Source organism: Streptomyces sp. LaBMicrA B280 (genome assembly GCF_049222185.1).
GTDB lineage: Bacteria > Actinomycetota > Actinomycetes > Streptomycetales > Streptomycetaceae > Streptomyces > Streptomyces murinus.
In genome coordinates, this window is record NZ_JBMJCT010000022.1 from 20074 (window position 1) to 39276 (window position 19203).

Consider the following 19203-nt stretch of genomic DNA (forward strand, 5'->3'; position numbering starts at 1 on the left):
GCGCGATCGCGGTCCTCGCCGCATCGTCCCGATGCGGGGCCCCTGGAGAACGTGTTGCGCCGATAGTTGACCCTATTGCCCGCGCGAAGCCCTCGAACGCTCCCGCGGGGGGTCTCACATCAGGGTGAGCTGCGTCGGCTCGGCCGCCTCGGGCACCGGCGCGGGCCGCGCCGGGCTGATCCTGCGGGCCGCGTCCGCGCGCGTGGGCCCGATGCCGTACTCCCGCGCCAGCTCGTGCACCTGACGGGTGATCCGGCGCTGGTACCAGGTCGGCGCGTAGGACCCGCCGGCGTACATCCGCTCGTAACGGGGCACCAGATGCGGGTGGTGCTCGGCCAGCCAGGCCATGAACCACTCCCGCGCGCCGGGCCGCAGATGCAGCACCAGCGGGGTCACCGAGGTCGCCCCGGCCGCCGCGACGGCCGCGACGGTCGCCCGCAGCTGCTCCGGCCGGTCGCTCAGGAACGGGATCACCGGCGCCATCAGGACACCGCAGCCGATGCCGTGCTCGCCGAGGGCGCGTACGACGTCCAGGCGCCGCTCGGGCGCGGGCGTGCCCGGCTCCACGGTGCGCCACAGCCCGGTGTCCAGGAAGCCCACCGAGACCGAGATCCCGACGTCCGTCACCTCCGCCGCGCGCACCAGTAGGTCCAGGTCGCGCAGGATGAGGGTGCCCTTGGTCAGGATGGAGAACGGGTTCGCGTGCTCGGTGAGGGCGGAGATGATCCCCGGCATCAGCCGGTAGCGGCCCTCGGCGCGCTGGTAGCAGTCGACGTTCGTGCCCATCGCCACGTGGTCGCCCCGCCAGCGGCCGGAGCCCAGCTGGCGGCGCAGCACCTCCGGGGCGTTCACCTTCACCACGATCTGGGTGTCGAAACCGATGCCGGTGTCCAGATCCAGATAGCCGTGCGTCTTGCGCGCGAAGCAGTACACACACGCGTGCGAGCAGCCCCGGTACGGGTTGACCGTCCATTCGAACGGCATCCGCGAGGCGCCCGGCACCCGGTTGAGCACCGAGCGCGCCCGGACCTCGTGGAAGGTGATCCCGCGGAATTCGGGCGTGTCGAACGTACGGGTGGTGACCGCGTCCGCGCCGAACAGGGCGGCGTCGGGGGTCCGGCCGTGTTCGACGGGCTCGTCGGTGAGGTTGTCCCAGCGCATGAGCCGTCCTCCTCGGTAGCACTCAGCGCCACAATAGAACATGTGTTCCCATGATCGTGCGCACCCGGCTCCGGGCCCGGACACGGCCCCCGAGGCACCCCCCGATTTGGGCGGCCGGGACCCGGGGTGGTTGGCTTTTCCCAACCCCGAGCAATCAGGTCCTGGAGGAACGCAATGGCGCAGGTCGAGGCCACTACGGAGCGGGTCGTCGCGGCGGACGCGGAGAAGGTGCTCGACGCCCTCGCCGACTACCGCGGCACCCGGCAGAAGCTGCTGCCCGAGCAGTTCAGCGAGTACGAGGTGCGCGAGGGCGGCGACGGCGAGGGCACCCTCGTCCACTGGAAGCTCCAGGCCACCAGCAAGCGGGTGCGCGACTGCCTGCTGGAGGTGAGCGAGCCCACCGACGGCGAACTGGTCGAGAAGGACCGCAACTCCTCCATGGTGACCACCTGGCGCGTCACCCCCGCCGGTGAGGGCAGGGCCCGCGTCGTCGTCACCAGCACCTGGAAGGGCGCCGGCGGCATCGGCGGCTTCTTCGAGCGGACCTTCGCCCCCAAGGGCCTCGGCCGCATCTACGACGCCGTGCTCGCCCGGCTCGCCACCGAGGTCGAGAAGTAGTCCCAACCTCCGCGCGGTGAAGGGGTGTTGAGCCCTCGGAAGGGTCCCCCCTTCACCGGTTCGAGTGGAAGTCCCGCCCACCGGGAACCGCCCCGTAACCCCCCGCTGTTGTTCGTAGTTGTCGCCTCGCGCGAGAAATTGCACGGGTACGACAGCCGCGATGACGGCGACGAGGGGAGCGGCACGTGGGCGGGACGACTCTGGAGGACCACGACACGCTCGTGCTGCTGCCCGCGGCCCGGACGGCACCCGCCGAGAGCGCCGCGGGCGAAGCCCCGGCGGACGGCGCGGCGCACCGCGTGGAGATCGGAAGAGCGTCGTGTGGGGGGAGTGGCGGGCGGCCCCGGGGCCCCGGCGCCCGGCCCCGCCGCCGCGCTGAGCCCGCGCCGGGTGCGGCTGGTCTTCCTCGGGCTGATGCTGGCGATGCTGCTGGCCGCCCTCGACCAGATGATCGTCGCCACCGCCCTGCCCAAGGTGGTCGGCGAACTCCACGGCCTGGACCGGATGTCCTGGGCGATCACCGCCTATCTGCTGACCTCCACCATCGGCCTGCCGCTGTACGGAAAGCTCGGCGATCTCTTCGGCCGCAAGGGCGTCTTCCTGTTCGCCATCGCGGTCTTCGTCCTCGGCTCCGCGCTCGCCGGACGCGCGGGCGACATGGACCAGTTGATCGCCTACCGCGCGCTCCAGGGCGTCGGCGCGGGCGGGCTCATGATCGGGGTGCAGGCGATCATCGCCGACATCGTGCCGCCCCGGCAGCGCGGCCGCTACATGGGACTGATCGGCGCCGCCTTCGGAGTCGCCTCCGTCGCCGGGCCGCTGCTCGGCGGCTACTTCACCGACCACCTCTCCTGGCGCTGGTGCTTCTACGTCAACGTCCCCTTCGGACTGGTCACGTTCGTCGTGGTCGCCGCCGTCCTCAAGCTGCCCGGGCCCGAAGCGCGCGGCCGACTCGACGTGCTGGGCTCCCTGCTGCTCGCCGCCGCCTCCACCTGCCTGGTGCTGCTGACCAGTTGGGGCGGCACCGAGTACGCGTGGGGGTCCCGGCAGATCCTCGGCCTCGGCGCGGGCGCGCTCGCCGCCACCGCGCTCTTCCTGGTCGCCGAGCGCTTCGCCGCCGAACCCCTCATCCCGCTGCGGCTGTTCCGCGACTCCGTCTTCAACGTCACCGGTCTGGTCGGCCTCGTCATCGGCGTCGCCCTGTTCGGCGCGGCCAGCTATCTGCCGACCTTCTTCCAGATGGTCGACGGGGCCAGCGCCACCGGCTCCGGGCTGCTGATGCTGCCCATGACGGCCGGCATCGTGGTGGCCTCCCTGCTCTCCGGCCAACTCATCAGCCACACCGGGCGCTACAAGATCTATCCCGTGCTCGGCGGCGCCGTCTCCGTCGTCGGCATGTGGCTGCTGTCCCGCCTCGACGCCGACACCTCCCGGCTCCAGTACAGCATCTGGATGGCCGTCCTCGGCGCGGGCATCGGCCTGGTGATGCCCGTCCTCGTCCTCGCCGTGCAGAACTCGGCGCGCCCCGCCGACCTCGGCACCGCCACCAGCGCCAACAACTACTTCCGGCAGATCGGCGGCAGCGTCGGCGCCGCCGTCTTCGGCACCCTCTTCGCGAACCGGCTCGCCCACGCCCTGCGCCGCGAGCTGCCCCCGCGCGCCGGTGCCCGGCTGCCCGACCCCGAGTCGCTCACCCCGCAGCTGGTCCACGCCCTGCCCCCGGCCCTGCGCGACGCCTACGTCCGCGCGTACGCCGACGCCATGCCCCGGATCTTCCTGTACCTGGTCCCGGTGCTCGTCCTCGGCCTCCTCGTCGCCTTCTTCCTCAAGGAGAAACCCCTGGTGTCCCACCACGCCACCGAATCCGACCCCGACAGCGCCCCCACCTCCGTCCCGCAACCGCGTTCGTACGCCGCCGGGATCCCGGTGTGCGGCACCGTGCAGCACCCCGACGGCACCGTGGTGCCCCGCGCCGCGCTCACCCTCATCGATGTCACCGGCCGGCAGATCGGCCGGGGCGCGAGCGGCGACGACGGGCGGTACGCGCTGAGCACCCCCGGCGCCGGGTCGTACGTCCTGATCGCCGCCGCCGGAGGGCATCAGCCGCAGGCCGTCTCCGTCACCGTCGGCGAGCGGCCCGTGGAGCTCGATGTCGTCCTCGGCGGCGCCGGTCGCCTCGCGGGCAGCGTGCTCACCGCCGACGGCAGCCCCGTGCGGGACGCCACCGTCACGCTCACCAATGTGCACGGCGAGGTGGTCGCCACCACCCGCAGCGGCCGCGAGGGCGGTTACGTCATCACCGAGCTGGTCGCGGGCGAGTACACCCTCGCCGCCAGCGCCCCCGCCTTCCGCCCGGCCGCCCTCCCGGTCAGCGTGCAGGCGTCCCGGGAGACCCGGCAGGACGTCGAACTCGCGGGCGGCGCCGTGCTGCGGGGCGTCGTACGGGCGAGCGGGGGACGGGCCGTGGAGGACGCCCGGGTCACTCTGCTGGATGCCGCGGGCAATGTCGTGGACACCCTCACCACCGGAGCGGACGGCGCCTTCCGGTTCGTGGATCTGTCCTCCGGCGAGTACACGGTCATCGCCGCGGGTTACCCGCCGGTCGCCACGGTCCTCCAGGTCGCGGGCGGGGGCCGGACGGAACGGGATCTCCAGCTGGGGCACGAGGACTGAGCCGACGGCCGCCAGGGGCCCGGCCGCGGGCCGGTGCGATCATGTGAAACCAATTCCCGGATTGCCACACATCGCCACCGGCCGCCCCCGTACCGTAGTGGCCAGCGGCACAGATCGTTTGCGAACAGCCGTGGGGAGAAGGGGCCTGGGCCATGGACCGTGGCAGCGAGCGGGACACGACTCCCGGGCGCGGCGCCGCCGACACCGACGCGGGCCGGATTCCGCTTGCCGTGATCGTCGTGGACCGCGGCGGCCTGGTGTCCCACTGGAGCAGCGGGGCGCGCCGGTTGTTCGGCGTGACCCGCGAGGAAGCCGTCGGACGCCCCGCGGGCGATCTGCTGCCGGTCTCCGGCGCCCTCCCCGACCAACTCCGGGGCGAGGCCATGCCGGACGCCTACGAGGCGTACGACGGGGAGCCGAACGACCCTGCGGAGCACGGCGGTTCGGGCGACGGCGACCTGGACCCGGGCCCCGACCTGGAGGCGTCCCTCGGCGGCCGGACCTCCTTCGCCACGGCCGGTCGCGCCCGCCTCACCATGCCCCGGCAAGGGGAACCGGACGGCGGGCCCGAGCCCGACCCCGAGCGGCTCGATGTGCTGTGGTGGGCCTACCCGTTGGTCGGTCCCGGACCCGCGCGGCTGCTGGTGCTCGCCGCCGACGCCGTCCGGCTGCGCGCGGAGCGCGGCTACGACGACGAGACCGCCGAACGCATCGCGCCCGGCTTCGCCCGCCACACCGAGCTGCCCGCCTTCGACGAACTGGAACGGCGGCTGCCGGAGATCCTGCCCAACATGGGCCCGGGACTCAGCGGCCGCATCGTCTCCCAGGTCCTCGAACTCGGCTATCCCGTCCTGGAGTTCAGCCAGTTCGAACGGGTCCCGGTGACCCCGTACTGGGGCGTGCCCCGCCGCCTCGGCCGCACCCTCGCCGATCCCGCCGAGAACGTCGTACCGCGCCAGCGCACCCCCGTCGCGCGGACCGTACCCCTGGGCGCCGAACGGGACCTGGAGTACGTCGCCGTCCGCGAACGCCTCGAATTCCTCAACGAGGTCAGCTCCGGCATCGGCTCCTCCCTCGACCTCGGTGAGACCATCCGCGAGGTCACCAGCGCCGCCGTGCCCCGCTTCGCCGACTTCGCCGGCACCCATCTGCGCGCGGCCGTCCTCGCGGGCGAGGGCTTCCCGGACGGCCCGCCGGACGCCAGCACCGTCATGTTCCGGGTGTGGGTCGAGCACAACGACGAACCGGGCCGCTGGGACGACACCGTGCCGGTCGGCGAGGCCTTCGCCTTCCCCGAGCACACCCCGTTCTACCAGTGCATGGTCACCGGCGACCCGGTGCTCGTCCCGAAGGTCACCGACGAGCTGTCCGAGCGGATCTCCGGGCAGTTCGAGAAGCGTGACCTCAGGCCGCTGATCGGCGGCCGCTCCCTGCTGATCGTGCCGCTCAAGGCGCGCAATGTCGTCCTCGGCTTCATGGTGCTGATGCGCCGCCCGGACCGGCCCGAGTTCGACGACATGGACCGCACCACCGGCGCCGAACTCGCCGCCCGCGCCGGGCTGGTGCTCGACAACGCGCGCATGTACACCTACCAGGAGAACGTCGCCGACACCCTCCAGGACAGCATGCTGCCGCAGGTCACCCCGCGGATGGCGGGCTGCGACGTGGCCACCCGCTATCTGCCGGGCACCCTGCTCGGACGGATCGGCGGCGACTGGTTCGACACCATCAAGCTGCCCGGCTCCCGTACCGCCCTCGTGGTCGGCGACGTCATGGGCCACGGCCTCAACTCGGCCGCGATGATGGGGCAGTTGCGCACCGCAGTACAGACCATGGCCACGCTGGAGACCCCGCCCGCCCAGCTCCTGCGCAATCTGGACGACCTGGCCCGCCGGCTCGGCGACAACTACCTCGCCACCTGTCTGTACGCGGTCTACGACCCGATCCGCGGCGAGGTCACCCTCGCCAACGCCGGACACATCCCGCCGGTGCTGGTGCGCGCCGAGGACGGCACCAGCGAGCTGCTCGACCTGCCCACCGGGGCACCCATCGGCGTCGGCGGCGTCCCGTTCGAGGCGGCCCGGATCAGGGTCGCGCCCGGCGACCGGCTGGTGCTGTGCACCGACGGACTGGTCGAGGTGCGCGGCTCGGACATCGGCGAGGGACTCGCCGCGCTCTGCGAGTCCGCCGCGCATCCCGCCGCCTCCATGGACGCCGCCTGCGACACCATCATCCGCGCCCTCAACACCCGGGGCGGCCGCAAGGACGACGTCGCCCTGCTCATGGCCCGGCTCAACGGCATCCCCGCCGAACACGTCGCCGACTGGCGGCTCGACAACGACGCCCGCGAGGTGGGCCGGGCCCGCCGCCTGGTCCGCGAACAGCTCCTCGCCTGGGGGCTGCCGGAGCCGGTGGAGACCGCGGAACTGCTGGTGAGCGAGGTCGTCACCAACGCCGTACGGCATGCCGAGGGCGACCGGATCGGGCTGCGGGTGGTGCGCACCGACGCGCTGCTGTTCGAGGTCACCGACGACGAGCCCACCCTGCCCGCGATGATCACCGCCGGTCCCGGCGACGAGTACGGGCGCGGACTGCGCGTGGTCAGCAGGCTCGCCCGCGAATGGGGCGCGAGCGCCACCGGGCACCGTAAGACCGTCTGGTTCGAACAGTCGGTCACGGGAACCCACTGAACCGGCGAGAGCCGTCGGTACGTCCGGTGAAGGTGGCCGCCGGGCTCTTGCCCGCACCCCGCTCCCCGCGATATCCCGATCACGGCAACCGATCGTGGGAGGGCGCATGAACGTCTCGGACAACTATCGTGGCAACTGGGAGAGTTACTGGAGCGAGACCTCCGACGCTCCGGGCGAGGCGATCTGGGACTCGGACCCCTCGCTGACCGCGGAGCCGCATTCCGCGCTGCTCCTGCCGCACGCGGACCCGGCCCGCCCCATAGTCGACCTCGGCTGCGGCAACGGCACCCAGACCCGCTATCTGGCCACCCGGTTCGCCCGCGCCATCGGCGTCGACCTCTCGCACGCGGCCGTCGAACACGCCCGGCGCGCCGCCGGGGACGCGCCCGTGGAGTTCGAACAGCTTGATCTGACCGACAGCGACGCGGTGAAGGCCCTGCACGACCGGCTCGGCGACTGCAACGTCTATATGCGGGCCGTCATCCACCAGAGCGAACCCGCCGCGCGCCCCGCGGTCGCCGCCGCCGTCGCCACGCTGATCGGCAGCGCGGGCCGCGCCTTCGTCGTGGAACTCACCCCCGCCTCCCGCGACGTCCTGGGGCGCGCCGCCGCGGAGCCGTCCGGCCCGCCGCCCAAGCTGCGGCGCGTCTTCCATCACCACCTCAAGCCCGCCGACGCCGACGAGGGCGAGATCCCGCGCCTGCTCGGCGAGGCAGGGCTGACCGTCCTCGCCGAGGGCGACACCGTCCTCCCGCAGACCGAACACCTCACCGACGGCACCCGGATCGATCTGCCGGCCCGCTGGTTCGTGCTCGCGGGCCGGTAGCCGGGCCCACCCCGAGCTGCGGGACGGCCCCTCGCGCCGTCCCGCACCGGCCTCGGCGGGACGCCCGTGCGAGCGTGACGGGCCGGGCGCGGTAGAAAGGAGCCATGCCGGAAAGAAACACCCCCGCGGGCGCCTTGGACGACGTCGACGCGGTCACCAGGGCCGTGCTGACCGCCTCCCGTCTGCTGGTGGCCGTCTCCGCCCGTTCGCTCGCCGCCGTGGAGGAGCGGGTGACCCTCGCCCAGTTCCGCATGCTCGTGGTCCTGGCGACCCGGGGGACGACCAAGCTGGTGGCGCTCGCCGAACTGCTCCAGGTGGCGCCCTCGACCGCGATGCGTATGGTCGACCGGCTCATCGCCGCCGGGCTCGCGGACCGGCAGCCCAACCCGGACAACCGGCGCGAGACCCTGCTGCGGCCGACCGAGGAGGGCCGGCGCATCGTGGCCGACGTGACCGCCGGGCGCCGCGCCGAGATCGCCGCCATCGTCGAACGGCTGCGCCCCACCGAGCGGTTGGCCCTCATCGAGGCCCTCAACGCCTTCAACGAGGCGGGCGGGGAGCCGCCGGCGCCCGGGGTGGACGACCCCGAACCGCATCCCCTGGGCTGGATCGTGGACGGTTCGACGGCCCACGAGATCTGACTCCCCGCTCCCGGGCGCTGCCTTGCATGATGCAAAGAAGCCGGTGTCGCTCAGGCCGTCGCATGCACCGCCCGCAGCGCGCCCTGGTGGCTGAGCCAGCCCACCGGCCTGCCCCGTTCGGCGTCGAGCACGGGCAGCCCGCCCCCGGCGGCCGTCAGCAGGGTGTGCAGGGCCTGGGCGAGCGGCTGGTCGGCGAGCACCGCGGCGGGGGGCTCCGCGAGCTGCCCCACGGTCGCCGGTGCCGCGTCCGGCTGTTCCGCCAGGGCCTCGGCCACGGCCTGTGCGGTGACCACGCCGAGGTACTCTCCGGAGGCGGCCACGACCGGGAGCGCGCCATGGCTGGACCGGCTGAGCAGGTCGGTGGCCTCCTTGAGCGGCATGGCCACGGGCAGCGGAGCGGGCAGCGGCTCCATGACGGTGCCGACGCGCTGGGCGCCGAGCGGCGCCCCCGGGGCGGGGCCTTCGAGGTCGATGCCGCGGCGGCGCAGCTTGAGGGTGTAGACGGTGTCCCGGGACAGCAGCCGCCCGGTGGCGGTGGCCAGCACGACGGCCAGCATCAGCGGCAGGATGATCGAGTACTCGCCGGTCAGCTCGAAGAGGATGACCACGGCGGTGATCGGCGCCCGGGCCGCGCCCGCGAACACCGCGCCCATGCCGACCAGCGCGTACGCCCCCATGGCACCGGCCGAGCCGGGCAGCAGCCGGTGGACGCCGATGCCGTACGCCGAGCCGAGCATCGCGCCGATGAACAGGCTGGGCGCGAAGACGCCGCCGGAGCCGCCGATGCCGATGGTGAGGCTGGTCGCCAGCATCTTCCCGGCCAGCAGCAGGAGCAGGAAGCCCGCCGCGTAGCCGCCCTCGGTCGCCCGTTGCAGGACCGGGTAGCCGACGCCGTACATCTGGGGCAGGGCCAGCAGCACCAGGCCGAGCGCCAGTCCGCCGACCGCGGGGCGCAGCCACTCCGGGCCCCGCCACAGCCGGTCGCAGGCGTCCTCGACCAGGTAGAGGACGCGGGTGAAGCCCACGCCGACGGCGGCCGCGACGACCCCGAGCAGGGCGAACAGGGCGTACTGGGAGAGGTGGCCGACGTGGAAGCCGGGCAGGTCCAGGAAGGCGTTGTCGCCGAACGCGGCGCGGCCGATCACGCTCGCGGTGACGCTGGCCAGCACGGTTGCGCCGAACGCCTCGGCGGAGAAGGTGCCGAGGATCAGCTCCATGGCGAAGAAGACACCGGCCAGGGGCGCGTTGAAGGTGGCCGCGATGCCGCCCGCCGCGCCGCAGGCGACCAGGAGCTTCAGCCGGCCCTCGGCCGCCCCGGTCAGCCGCCCGAGGGTGGAACCGAGCGCCGAGCCGATCTGCACGATGGGGCCCTCGCGGCCCACCGAACCGCCGGAGCCGATGGTCAGCGCCGAGGCCAGCGTCTTGACCACGGCGACCTTGGGGCTGATCCGGCCGCCCCGCTGGGCGACGGCGAGCATCACCTCGGGTACCCCGTGCCCGCGTGCCTCCTTGGCGAACCGGTTGACCAGCGGGCCGTGGAGCAGGCCGCCGACGACCGGGGCGAGGAGCACGAAGTACGGCCCCAGCCAGGGCACATGGGGATTGGCCGCGCCGGGTGCGGCGGCGTAGTCGGAGTGGCCGGACAGCAGCAGGGTGAACGTCCGGATGCACCAGCGGAAGACGATCGAGCCCGCGCCTGCCCCGGCGCCGACGACGGCCAGGACCAGGACGGCCCAGGCCCCCTGGGACGGTCCCACCGGCCTCGCCGGCCCCATCGGTCGCGTCGGTCCTGACCCTTGTGGCGCGGGCGCCCGGCCCCTCGCTCCCGCGCCGCTCCCGGGCTTCTCGTCCTCTGCCGCCGATATGGCACTCATTGATTCTCCTCCCTCACTTTTGCATTATGCAAAAGAAGTGCCGGAGTCGCCACGTCGTCTCGGCCGCTTTCCTGGTCCGGTGACCCCGCAGCGCGTAACGTGCTGCTCCATGAAGATCCTCATCAGTGCCGACATGGAGGGGGCCACCGGTGTCACCTGGCCGGCCGACGTGCTGCCGGGGACGCCGCAGTGGGAGCGGTGCCGGGGGATGTTCACCTCGGACGTGAACGCCGCCGTGCAGGGTTTCCTCGACGGCGGCGCCGACGAGGTGCTCGTCAACGAGGCCCACTGGACGATGCGCAATCTGCTGCTCGAACAGCTCGATGAGCGGACGGAGATGCTCACCGGGCGGCACAAGGCGCTGTCCATGGTGGAGGGCGTCCAGCATGGGGACGTCGACGGCATCGCCTTCATCGGCTACCACGCGGGCGCCGGGATGGAGGGCGTGCTCGCCCACACCTACCTCGCCAACCAGATCACCGGCGTCTGGCTGAACGACGTACGCGCCAGCGAGGGCCTGCTCAACGCGCATGTCGTCGCCGAGTACGGCGTCCCCGTCGTCCTCGTCACCGGCGACGACGTGGCCTGCGAGGACGCGCTCGGTTACGCGCCCGAGGCGCTGAAGGTCGCCGTCAAGGACCATGTGTCCCGGTACGCGGCCGTCTGCCGCACCCCGGCCCGCACCGCCGCCGACATCCGCGCCGCCGCCAAGGACGCCGCCCGGCTCGCGGTGCGCCACGCACCCGTGGAGGCGGGGCCGTTCACCGTCGCCGTGGAGTTCGACGCCGAGCATCTGGCGATGGCCGCGACCGTGGTCCCGGGCGTCGCGCGCGTGGGCGAGCGGAAGGTGGCGTACACCAGCGCCACCATGTACGAGGGCATCCGGACGTTCAAGGCGGTCACCACGATCGTCTCCAACGCCGTGGAGGAGCAGTATGGCTGACCCGCGGGCCCTCGAGGAGGTCGTGGAGTTCACCTCGGGGCTGATCCGGATCGACACCACGAACCGGGGCGGCGGCGACTGCCGGGAGCGGCCCGCCGCCGAGTACGCGGCCGAGCGGCTGGCCGGCGCCGGCCTCGAACCGCTGCTGCTGGAGCGCACCCCGGGCCGTACCAATGTGGTCGCCCGGATCGAGGGCACCGAGTCGGGCGCGGACGCCCTGCTGGTCCACGGTCATCTCGACGTGGTGCCCGCCGAGGCCGCCGAGTGGAGCGTGCACCCGTTCTCCGGGGAGGTCCGGGACGGGGTGGTGTGGGGGCGGGGCGCCGTCGACATGAAGAACATGGACGCGATGATCCTCGCGGTCGTCCGCTCCTGGGCCCGCTCGGGGGTGCGGCCCCGCCGGGACGTGGTCATCGCGTTCACCGCCGACGAGGAGGCCAGCGCCGAGGACGGCTCCGGCTTCCTCGCCGACGAGCACGCCGAGTTGTTCGAGGGCTGCACCGAGGGCATCGGCGAGTCCGGCGCTTTCACCTTCCACGACGGCGCCGGGCGGCAGATCTACCCGATCGCCGCCGGGGAACGCGGCACCGGATGGCTCACGTTGACCGCGCGCGGCCGCGCCGGGCACGGCTCCAAGGTGAACAGGGAGAACGCGGTGACCCGGCTCGCCGCCGCCGTCACCCGTATCGGCGAGCACCAGTGGCCGCCGCGGCTCACCCCGACGGTGCGCGCCGCGCTCACCGAACTCGCCGCGCTGTACGGCATCGACGCCGACTTCGGCGATCTCGACCGGCTGCTGGAGAAGCTGGGCCCGGCCGCCAAGCTGGTGGAGGCGACCGTTCGCAACAGCGCCAACCCGACCATGCTGAACGCCGGTTACAAGCTGAACGTGATCCCGGGCGAAGCCGTCGCCCATGTCGACGGACGTTATCTGCCGGGCGGCGAGGAGGAGTTCGCCGCCACCCTCGACCGGCTCACCGGACCGGACGTCGACTGGGAGTTCGCGCACCGCGAGGTCGCCCTCGAAGCACCGGTGGACTCCACGCTCTTCGGACGGATGCGGGCGGCCGTACGGGAGCTCGCGCCCGAAGGGCATGTCGTGCCGTACTGCATGTCGGGCGGCACCGACGCCAAGCAGTTCTCCCGGCTCGGCATCACCGGCTACGGCTTCGCACCGCTGAAACTGCCCGAAGGGCTCGACTACCAGGCGCTGTTCCACGGCGTGGACGAACGCGTGCCCGTCGAGGCGCTGCACTTCGGCGTCCGCGTCCTCGACCGCTTCCTGCGCACGGCCTAGACGAAATGGGGGAGGACACCATGCACAGGGCGCCCTACGGCACCTGGCCGTCACCCATCGACGCGGCACTCGCCGCCGCCCACGGCGGCCGCCCGGACTGGGTGGGCTACGTCGGGGACGAGACCTGGTGGACCGAGCCACGCCCCGGCGAGGGCGGCCGCCGGACGCTGATACGGCGCCGCGCGGACGGCACCGAGGAATCGCTGCTGCCCGCGCCGTGGAACGTGCGCACCCGCGTCATCGAGTACGGCGGCCGACCCTGGACCGCCGAGAGCGAAGGCGGCGCGCCCCTCGTGGTGTTCGCCCACTTCGCCGACCAGCGGCTCTACCGGTACGAGCCCGGCGGCGAACCCCGCCCGCTCACCCCGCTCTCCCCGGTCGGCGGCGGACTGCGCTGGGCCGAGCCGCACCTCGACCTCGAACGGGGCGAGGTGTGGTGCGTGCTGGAGGAGTACACCGGCGACGACCCCGGCGACGTCCGGCGCGTCCTCGCCGCCGTGCCGCTGGACGGCTCGGCCGCCGAGGACCGGGGCGCGGTGCGTGAACTCACCGAGGAGCGGCACCGGTTCGTCACCGGACCCCGGCTCTCCCCGGACGGCCGGCGCGCCGCCTGGCTCGCCTGGGACCACCCGCGGATGCCCTGGGAGGGCACCGAACTGCGGGTCGCCGAGGTCGGCGCGGACGGCACCCTGCACGGCGCGCACACCGTCGCCGGGGGAGAGCACGAGGCCGTCGCCCAGGTGGAGTGGGCCCCGGACGGGGGGCTGCTGTACTCCAGCGACCGCGGCGGCTGGTGGAACCTCTACCGCGACGACGTCCCGCTGTGCACCCGCGAGGAGGAGTTCGGCGGCCCGCTGTGGCAGCTGGGCCTGCGCTGGTTCGCACCGCTGGACAACGGGCTGATCGCGGTCGTGCACGGCAAGGGCTCGACCGTGCTCGGGATCCTGGACCCGGAGTCCGGGGAGATCGTCGACGCGGCGGGCCCCTGGACCGAGTTCGCGGCGAACCTCGCCGTGCACGGCGGCCGGGTCGCCGCCGTCGGCGCCAGCCCGCGCACCGCGTACGAGGTGGTCGAGCTGGACACCATCACGGGCCGCGCCCGCGCCGTCGGCGCCCGCCACCGGGACCCGGTGGACCCGGTGTACTACCCGGAGCCGCAGATCCGCGTCTTCACCGGACCCGACGGGCGCGAGGTGCACGCCCAGGTCTTCCCGCCGCACCACCCCGAACACACCGCGCCCGACGGTGAGTTGCCGCCCTACGTCATCTGGGCGCACGGCGGCCCCACCAGCCGGGTGCCGCTCGTCCTCGACCTGGAGATCGCCTACTTCACCTCCCGGGGCATCGGTGTCGCCGAGGTCAACTACGGGGGCTCCACCGGGTACGGCCGCGCCTACCGCGAGCGGCTGCGCGAGCAGTGGGGCGTGGTCGACGTCGAGGACTGCGCGGCCGTCGCCCGCGGGCTCGCCGAGGAGGGCACCGCGGACCCCGCGCGGCTCGCGATCCGGGGCGGCAGCGCGGGCGGCTGGACCACCGCGGCCTCCCTCACCACCACCGGTGTCTACGCGTGCGGCACCATCCTCTACCCGGTCCTCGACCTGACCAGCTGGGCCTCCGGCGGCACCCATGACTTCGAGTCGCGCTACATGGAGTCCCTGATCGGCCCGTTCACCGAGGTGCCGACCCGCTACACCGAGCGCTCGCCCGCGAGCCACGCCGACCGGCTCGCCGTGCCGTTCCTGATGCTCCAGGGCCTGGACGACGTGATCTGCCCGCCCGTGCAGTGCGAGGAGTTCCTCGCCCGCATCCAGGGCAAGGGCGTCCCGCACGCCTACCTCACCTTCGAGGGGGAGGGCCACGGCTTCCGCAGGGCGGACACCGTGATCCGCGCCCTGGAGGCCGAACTCTCGCTGTACGCCCAGGTGTTCAAGCTGGACATCTCCGATGTGCCCCGACTGGAGCTGCGCCGGTGAAACCCCTCACCCGCCCGCCGAGACTGGCCCCGGGCGCCCGGGTGGCCGTCGTCGCCCCCAGCGGCCCGGTGCCCGAGGAGCGCCTCCAGGCGGGCCTCGACGTGCTGCGCGGCTGGGACCTCGACCCCGTCGTCATGCCCCATGTCCTGGACCGGAACACCGAGCTGGGCTATCTGGCGGGCACCGACGCCGACCGGGCCGCGGACCTCCAGAACGCCTGGTGCGATCCGTCGGTGGCCGCGGTGCTGTGCGCCCGCGGCGGCTACGGCGCCCAGCGCATGGCCGACCTGGTCGACTGGGACGCGCTGCGCGCCGCCGGGCCGAAGGTCTTCCTCGGGTTCAGCGATGTCACCCATCTGCACCAGGCGTTCGCCACCCGCCTCGGCCTGGTCACGCTGTACGGGCCGGTGGCCGCCGGGATCGACTTCATCAAGAGCGCCCGGGCGCAGGAGCATCTGAAGGCCACGCTGTTCGCACCCGAGACGGTACGGACCATCACCACGACCGGGACGGCGCTGGTGCCCGGCCGGGCCCGCGGGGTGACCCTCGGCGGCTACCTCGGCGGGCTCGCCGCCGACCTCGGCACCCCGCTCGCTCGGACCGGTGCGCGCGGCGGGCTGCTGATGATCGAGGACGTGACCGAACTGCCGTACCGCATCGACCGGTTGCTCACCCAGCTGCTGCGCTCCGGCTGGCTGGACGGGGTCGCCGGGATCGGGCTCGGATCCTGGGAGCGCTGCGGTCCCTACGAGGAGGTGCGCGCCGTCCTCGGGGACCGGCTCGGCGTCCTTGGGGTGCCGGTCTGCGAGGAGATGGGGTTCGGGCACTGCGCGGACGCGCTGACGATCCCGTTCGGGGCCGAGGCGGAGCTGGACGCGGACGCCGGGACGCTGACACTGGCGGAGCCCGCGCTGAGCTGATCACCCGCCGCGCGGCGAGAAGGGACGCGTAAGCTGGCCGGATGCCGCACATCGCGTCCCGTTATCTCGCCGAAGGCCCCCGGGTGGGCATCCGTCACTTCACCCTCCAGGACGGTCCCGAGTTCACCGCGCGTGCCCGCGAAAGCAAGGACCTGCACCGCCCGTGGCTGTTCCCGCCGGACACCGAGGACGCGTACGCCGAGTACGCGGGGCGGCTGATCGACGACCCCACGAAGGCCGGTTTCCTGGTGTGCGAGCGCGAGGGCGGGGACATCGCCGGGTTCATCAACATCAACAACATCGTCCGGGGCGGCTTCCGCTGCGGCGCCCTCGGGTACGGCGCGTTCGCGCACGCCGCCGGGCGGGGCCTGATGCGCGAGGGCCTGGACCTGGTGATCGGCCACGCCTTCGGGCCGCTCGGGCTGCACCGCCTGGAGATCAACGCCCAGCCGGAGAACCTCGCCTCGGCCGCGCTGGCCCGGGGCGCCGGGTTCCGCCTGGAGGGCTTCTCCCCGAAGATGATCTACATCGACGGGGACTGGCGCGACCACGAACGCTGGGCGCTCACCGCGGAGATGCGCGCCTGACCTCGGGCGGCCCGCCCCGTCGCGGTTTTTACGCCCTTTGCGCAATCCTGACCGGCAGCTCCCCTGGCCGAGTCACCGCGCGCCGGGTTCCATGGTCGTCGTGACAAGGATCCGACGTGAGGTACTGACCCTGCCCGCCGCCGAGTTGGGCCCGGACAACCCGCTGCCCCCGCTGCGCCCGCTCGACGAGGTCCACCGCGTCGACGACCGCGACCGGGAGGACATACCCCGGGACATGGCGCGCGGGCTCGGGTACGCGCCGCTGCGCAGCCTGCTGCCGGTCCGGCTGCGCGACGGCTACGGCAGGACCCGCGAACCCCGGGCCCTGGACGTCCTGGTGATCGAGAACGACCGGCTGCGCGCCACCGTCCTGCCCGGCCTCGGCGGCCGCGTCGCCTCGCTGCTCCACCTGCCGACCGGACGCGAACTCCTGTACCGCAACCCGGTGTTCCAGCCCGCCGACTTCGCCCTCAACGGCGCCTGGTACTCCGGCGGCATCGAGTGGAACATCGGCGCCACCGGCCACACCACCCTCTCCTGCGCCCCCCTGCACGCCGCGCGCGTGCCCGCCCCCGACGGCGGCGAGATGCTGCGCCTGTGGGAGTGGGAGCGGCTGCGCGATGTGCCCTTCCAGGTCGATCTGTGGCTGCCCGACGGCTCCGACTTCCTCTACGTCGGCGTCCGCGTCCGCAACCCGCACGAGCACCCCGTGCCCACCTACTGGTGGTCCAACATCGCGGTGCCCGAGGAGGTCCGGGTCCTCGCCCCCGCCGAGGAAGCCTGGCGGTTCGGCTACGAGCGCCGGCTGCGCCGGGTGCCCGTCCCGTCGTACGACGGCATCGACCGCACCTACCCCCTCAACAGCCCTTACGCCGCCGACTACTTCTACGACGTGCCGGACGGGCGGCGCCGCTGGATCGCCGCGCTGGACGCGGCCGGGCGCGGGCTGGTGCAGACCTCCACCGATGTGCTGCGCGGCCGCAAGCTGTTCGTCTGGGGCAGCGGCACCGGCGGCCGCCGCTGGCAGCGGTGGCTCACCGAGCCCGGCACCGGCGGCTACTGCGAGATCCAGGCGGGCCTGGCCCGTACCCAGCTGGAGCACGTCCGCCTGGACGCGGAGAGCGAGGTGTCCTGGCTGGAGGCGTACGGCCCGCTCGACAGCCCGCCCGCGGGGGAGTGGTCCGGCGCGGTCCGAAGGGCCGAGGAGAAGCTGGAGTCGGTGCTGCCGCGCGCCCGGGTCGAGGAGGCGTACGCGCGATGGCGGGCGCACGCCGACACCGAACCCGGCGAGATCCTCGCCACCGGCTCCGGCTGGGGCGCCCTCGAAGTGCTGCGCACCGGACGGAAGCTGCCGGGCACGCCCTTCCCCGAGTGCACGCTCGGCCAGGCCCAGGAGCCCTGGCGGGAGTTGCTGCGTACCGGGGGCCTGCCCGCGCCGCGCGGCCCCGAGCCGGGCGGGGAGACGCTGGTCGCCCCGCACTGGCGGGACCTGCTGGAGAGCGCGCCCGCCACCTGGCACGCCGAGTACCACCTCGGCATCGCCCAGTGGCACGCGGGCGACCGGGCGCAGGCCGTCCGCAGCTGGGAACGGGCCCTGCCGCTGGCCCCCGCGCGCTGGCCGCTGCTGCGCGCGCTGGCCGTCGCCGACCAGGACGACGGCCACCACGAGCGGGCCGCCGACCGGTACGCCGACGCGTTCACCGACCTGTGCGCGGCGGGGCGCCCCGAGGACGCGGACCGGGACGCGGACCCGGATGTGGACCGGGCCGCCGACCGGACCGCCGCGCGGGCCGCCCTCGGCCGCGAGACGCTGGAGGCGCTGCTGCGGGTCGGGCGGCCGACGGAGGCCCGCGCCGTCTGGGAACGGCTGCCGCCAGACGTCCGGCGGCGCGGCCGATTCCGGCTGCTGGAGGCGGAGTTGCTGCTTGCGGAGGGCCGACGGGCCGAGGCTCGGGCCGTGTTCGAGGCGGGCTTCGAGATCGCCGACCTGCGGGAGGGATCCCAGGTGCTCGACCGGGTGTGGGCCCGGCTCACCGACGAACCCCTGCCCGCCCGCTACGACTTCAGGATGCGTCCCGATCCCGCCTGAGCGCTCAGCCGTGCTGGTCCACGTACTCGAAGAGCGAACCGTCCGGGTGCATCGCGAGCATGTTGCTGCCCGCCGGTGTCGGCACCGGCTCCACCAGGATGCGGGCGCCGAGCCCGGTGAGCAGCTCACGCGCCTCGCCCACGTCCTTGACGGCGATGGTCGCGGTGACCTTCCGCAGGATCTCCAGCTCGGCTTCCGGACCGCTCATCAACAGGAAGGAGCCGATCGCGGCGACCTGGACCCCGCCGCGTTCGAACCGCTGTGCCGTGCCACCGGCCAGCCGCTCGTAGAAGGGGATCGCGGTCTCGATGTCGGCAACGCAGATACGCAGCGAGGCGCCCATAATCTCCATGCGGCCGAGCCTAGTTGGGGCGAGGGCCGGTGCGCAGGTACCCCCGGAGTTATCCGGGGTGCGCCCAGGGTACCCGCGTGACATGAACCGTTCGCAACCTTTGGATCATCTGGAACATCTCGACAAGGAGCTGGTCGAGGAGCTGGCTCAGGTGGCCCGTGTGACGGTACGGGAGGAGCTGCGCGAGCAGACCCGCAAGCAGCGCCGTACCGCCGTGCTCTACGGGGCGTCGGGCGCCGCGGCCCTGTACGCGGGCGGCGCGGTCGTGGTCGCCGTCGGCCTGGCCCTGGCGATCGGGCTGCCCGGCTGGGCGGCCGCGCTGATCACCGGGGCGCTGATGGCCGCGGTGGCGTACGCGCTGCGGGCCAGTGCCCACTCCTCTGGCCACGGACCGCGACCGCCGCACCACGTGGTCGGCGGGAGCCCGCCGGTCGCCCCGCCCGGCGGCCTCGGCATGCCGTACCCGCCGATCCCCAAGAATCCGCCGGAGACCCCGGCCGACCTGGACGACCCGCGCCGATAACCGGCGCGGGAAGCCCCCCCCTCGCGGGGGCACTCC

General features: G+C 73.5%; 15 protein-coding genes. 12 read left to right on the forward strand and 3 right to left on the reverse strand.

Going from position 1 to position 19203, the window contains the following annotated elements:
- Positions 1-114: 114 nt before the first annotated feature.
- Positions 115-1161, reverse strand: coding sequence for an Rv2578c family radical SAM protein (locus tag ACLF5H_RS19520; RefSeq protein ID WP_421677290.1), 1047 nt, complete (start codon positions 1159-1161; stop codon positions 115-117).
- Positions 1162-1335: 174 nt separating this feature from the next.
- Here ACLF5H_RS19520 and ACLF5H_RS19525 point away from each other — a divergent pair, with 174 nt between their 5' ends.
- The 5 genes from ACLF5H_RS19525 to ACLF5H_RS19545 all read left to right on the forward strand — a co-directional run bounded on the left by ACLF5H_RS19525 (position 1336) and on the right by ACLF5H_RS19545 (position 8609).
- Complete coding sequence (locus ACLF5H_RS19525; RefSeq protein WP_421677291.1) at positions 1336-1779, forward strand: SRPBCC family protein; 444 nt, start codon at positions 1336-1338, stop codon at positions 1777-1779.
- A gap of 321 nt (positions 1780-2100) precedes the next feature.
- Entirely contained in the window at positions 2101-4452 is a 2352-nt protein-coding gene (locus ACLF5H_RS19530; RefSeq protein ID WP_421677292.1) for an MFS transporter, read from the forward strand.
- 152 nt (positions 4453-4604) lie between these two features.
- On the forward strand, positions 4605-7142 hold the full coding sequence (locus ACLF5H_RS19535) for a SpoIIE family protein phosphatase (RefSeq protein ID WP_421677293.1): 2538 nt from the start codon (positions 4605-4607) through the stop codon (positions 7140-7142).
- A gap of 106 nt (positions 7143-7248) precedes the next feature.
- The gene (locus tag ACLF5H_RS19540; RefSeq protein WP_421677294.1) at positions 7249-7968 is read left to right on the forward strand and encodes a class I SAM-dependent methyltransferase; all 720 of its coding nucleotides are present in this window, start codon (positions 7249-7251) and stop codon (positions 7966-7968) included.
- A 104-nt stretch (positions 7969-8072) separates the two neighbouring features.
- Positions 8073-8609, forward strand: coding sequence for a MarR family winged helix-turn-helix transcriptional regulator (locus tag ACLF5H_RS19545; RefSeq protein ID WP_421677295.1), 537 nt, complete (start codon positions 8073-8075; stop codon positions 8607-8609).
- Positions 8610-8659: 50 nt separating this feature from the next.
- Here the strand turns inward: ACLF5H_RS19545 and ACLF5H_RS19550 are convergent, their stop codons facing one another.
- Positions 8660-10384 (reverse strand): chloride channel protein, encoded by a 1725-nt coding sequence (locus tag ACLF5H_RS19550; protein ID WP_421677296.1) that lies wholly within the window; start codon positions 10382-10384, stop codon positions 8660-8662.
- 208 nt (positions 10385-10592) lie between these two features.
- Here ACLF5H_RS19550 and ACLF5H_RS19555 point away from each other — a divergent pair, with 208 nt between their 5' ends.
- The 6 genes from ACLF5H_RS19555 to ACLF5H_RS19580 all read left to right on the forward strand — a co-directional run bounded on the left by ACLF5H_RS19555 (position 10593) and on the right by ACLF5H_RS19580 (position 18292).
- On the forward strand, positions 10593-11426 hold the full coding sequence (locus tag ACLF5H_RS19555; protein ID WP_421677297.1) for a M55 family metallopeptidase: 834 nt from the start codon (positions 10593-10595) through the stop codon (positions 11424-11426).
- Entirely contained in the window at positions 11419-12723 is a 1305-nt protein-coding gene (locus tag ACLF5H_RS19560; RefSeq protein WP_421677298.1) for a M20/M25/M40 family metallo-hydrolase, read from the forward strand. Before ACLF5H_RS19555 ends, ACLF5H_RS19560 begins: the two co-directional genes overlap by 8 nt.
- Before the next feature lie 5 nt (positions 12724-12728).
- The gene (locus ACLF5H_RS19565) at positions 12729-14696 is read left to right on the forward strand and encodes a prolyl oligopeptidase family serine peptidase (protein WP_421677299.1); all 1968 of its coding nucleotides are present in this window, start codon (positions 12729-12731) and stop codon (positions 14694-14696) included.
- On the forward strand, positions 14693-15616 hold the full coding sequence (locus ACLF5H_RS19570) for a S66 peptidase family protein (RefSeq protein WP_421677300.1): 924 nt from the start codon (positions 14693-14695) through the stop codon (positions 15614-15616). The genes ACLF5H_RS19565 and ACLF5H_RS19570 overlap by 4 nt, the downstream gene beginning before the upstream one ends.
- Positions 15617-15657: 41 nt before the next feature.
- Positions 15658-16203 carry a GNAT family N-acetyltransferase gene (locus ACLF5H_RS19575; protein ID WP_086808944.1) on the forward strand — a complete coding sequence of 182 codons (546 nt, stop codon included), beginning with the start codon at positions 15658-15660 and terminating at the stop codon, positions 16201-16203.
- A 91-nt stretch (positions 16204-16294) separates the two neighbouring features.
- The gene (locus ACLF5H_RS19580) at positions 16295-18292 is read left to right on the forward strand and encodes a DUF5107 domain-containing protein (protein WP_421677301.1); all 1998 of its coding nucleotides are present in this window, start codon (positions 16295-16297) and stop codon (positions 18290-18292) included.
- Between the two features lie 4 nt (positions 18293-18296).
- Here ACLF5H_RS19580 and ACLF5H_RS19585 read toward each other — a convergent pair whose 3' ends face one another.
- Positions 18297-18644 carry a VOC family protein gene (locus ACLF5H_RS19585; protein ID WP_421677302.1) on the reverse strand — a complete coding sequence of 116 codons (348 nt, stop codon included), beginning with the start codon at positions 18642-18644 and terminating at the stop codon, positions 18297-18299.
- A gap of 82 nt (positions 18645-18726) precedes the next feature.
- Here ACLF5H_RS19585 and ACLF5H_RS19590 point away from each other — a divergent pair, with 82 nt between their 5' ends.
- Positions 18727-19167, forward strand: a complete 441-nt coding sequence (locus ACLF5H_RS19590) for a phage holin family protein (RefSeq protein ID WP_421677303.1) — start codon at positions 18727-18729, stop codon at positions 19165-19167.
- The last annotated feature ends 36 nt before the right edge of the window (positions 19168-19203 follow it).

Excerpts from the sequence above, each read along its gene's own strand:
- ACLF5H_RS19520 (WP_421677290.1), bottom strand. The coding sequence starts at position 1,161 with ATGCGCTGGGACAACCTCACCGACGAGCCCGTCGAACACGGCCGGACC.
- ACLF5H_RS19525 (WP_421677291.1), top strand. The coding sequence starts at position 1,336 with ATGGCGCAGGTCGAGGCCACTACGGAGCGGGTCGTCGCGGCGGACGCG.
- ACLF5H_RS19535 (WP_421677293.1), top strand. The coding sequence starts at position 4,605 with ATGGACCGTGGCAGCGAGCGGGACACGACTCCCGGGCGCGGCGCCGCC.
- ACLF5H_RS19540 (WP_421677294.1), top strand. The coding sequence starts at position 7,249 with ATGAACGTCTCGGACAACTATCGTGGCAACTGGGAGAGTTACTGGAGC.
- ACLF5H_RS19545 (WP_421677295.1), top strand. The coding sequence starts at position 8,073 with ATGCCGGAAAGAAACACCCCCGCGGGCGCCTTGGACGACGTCGACGCG.
- ACLF5H_RS19550 (WP_421677296.1), bottom strand. The coding sequence starts at position 10,384 with ATGGGGCCGGCGAGGCCGGTGGGACCGTCCCAGGGGGCCTGGGCCGTC.
- ACLF5H_RS19555 (WP_421677297.1), top strand. The coding sequence starts at position 10,593 with ATGAAGATCCTCATCAGTGCCGACATGGAGGGGGCCACCGGTGTCACC.
- ACLF5H_RS19560 (WP_421677298.1), top strand. The coding sequence starts at position 11,419 with ATGGCTGACCCGCGGGCCCTCGAGGAGGTCGTGGAGTTCACCTCGGGG.
- ACLF5H_RS19565 (WP_421677299.1), top strand. The coding sequence starts at position 12,729 with ATGGGGGAGGACACCATGCACAGGGCGCCCTACGGCACCTGGCCGTCA.
- ACLF5H_RS19575 (WP_086808944.1), top strand. The coding sequence starts at position 15,658 with ATGCCGCACATCGCGTCCCGTTATCTCGCCGAAGGCCCCCGGGTGGGC.
- ACLF5H_RS19580 (WP_421677301.1), top strand. The coding sequence starts at position 16,295 with ATGGTCGTCGTGACAAGGATCCGACGTGAGGTACTGACCCTGCCCGCC.
- ACLF5H_RS19585 (WP_421677302.1), bottom strand. The coding sequence starts at position 18,644 with ATGGAGATTATGGGCGCCTCGCTGCGTATCTGCGTTGCCGACATCGAG.
- ACLF5H_RS19590 (WP_421677303.1), top strand. The coding sequence starts at position 18,727 with ATGAACCGTTCGCAACCTTTGGATCATCTGGAACATCTCGACAAGGAG.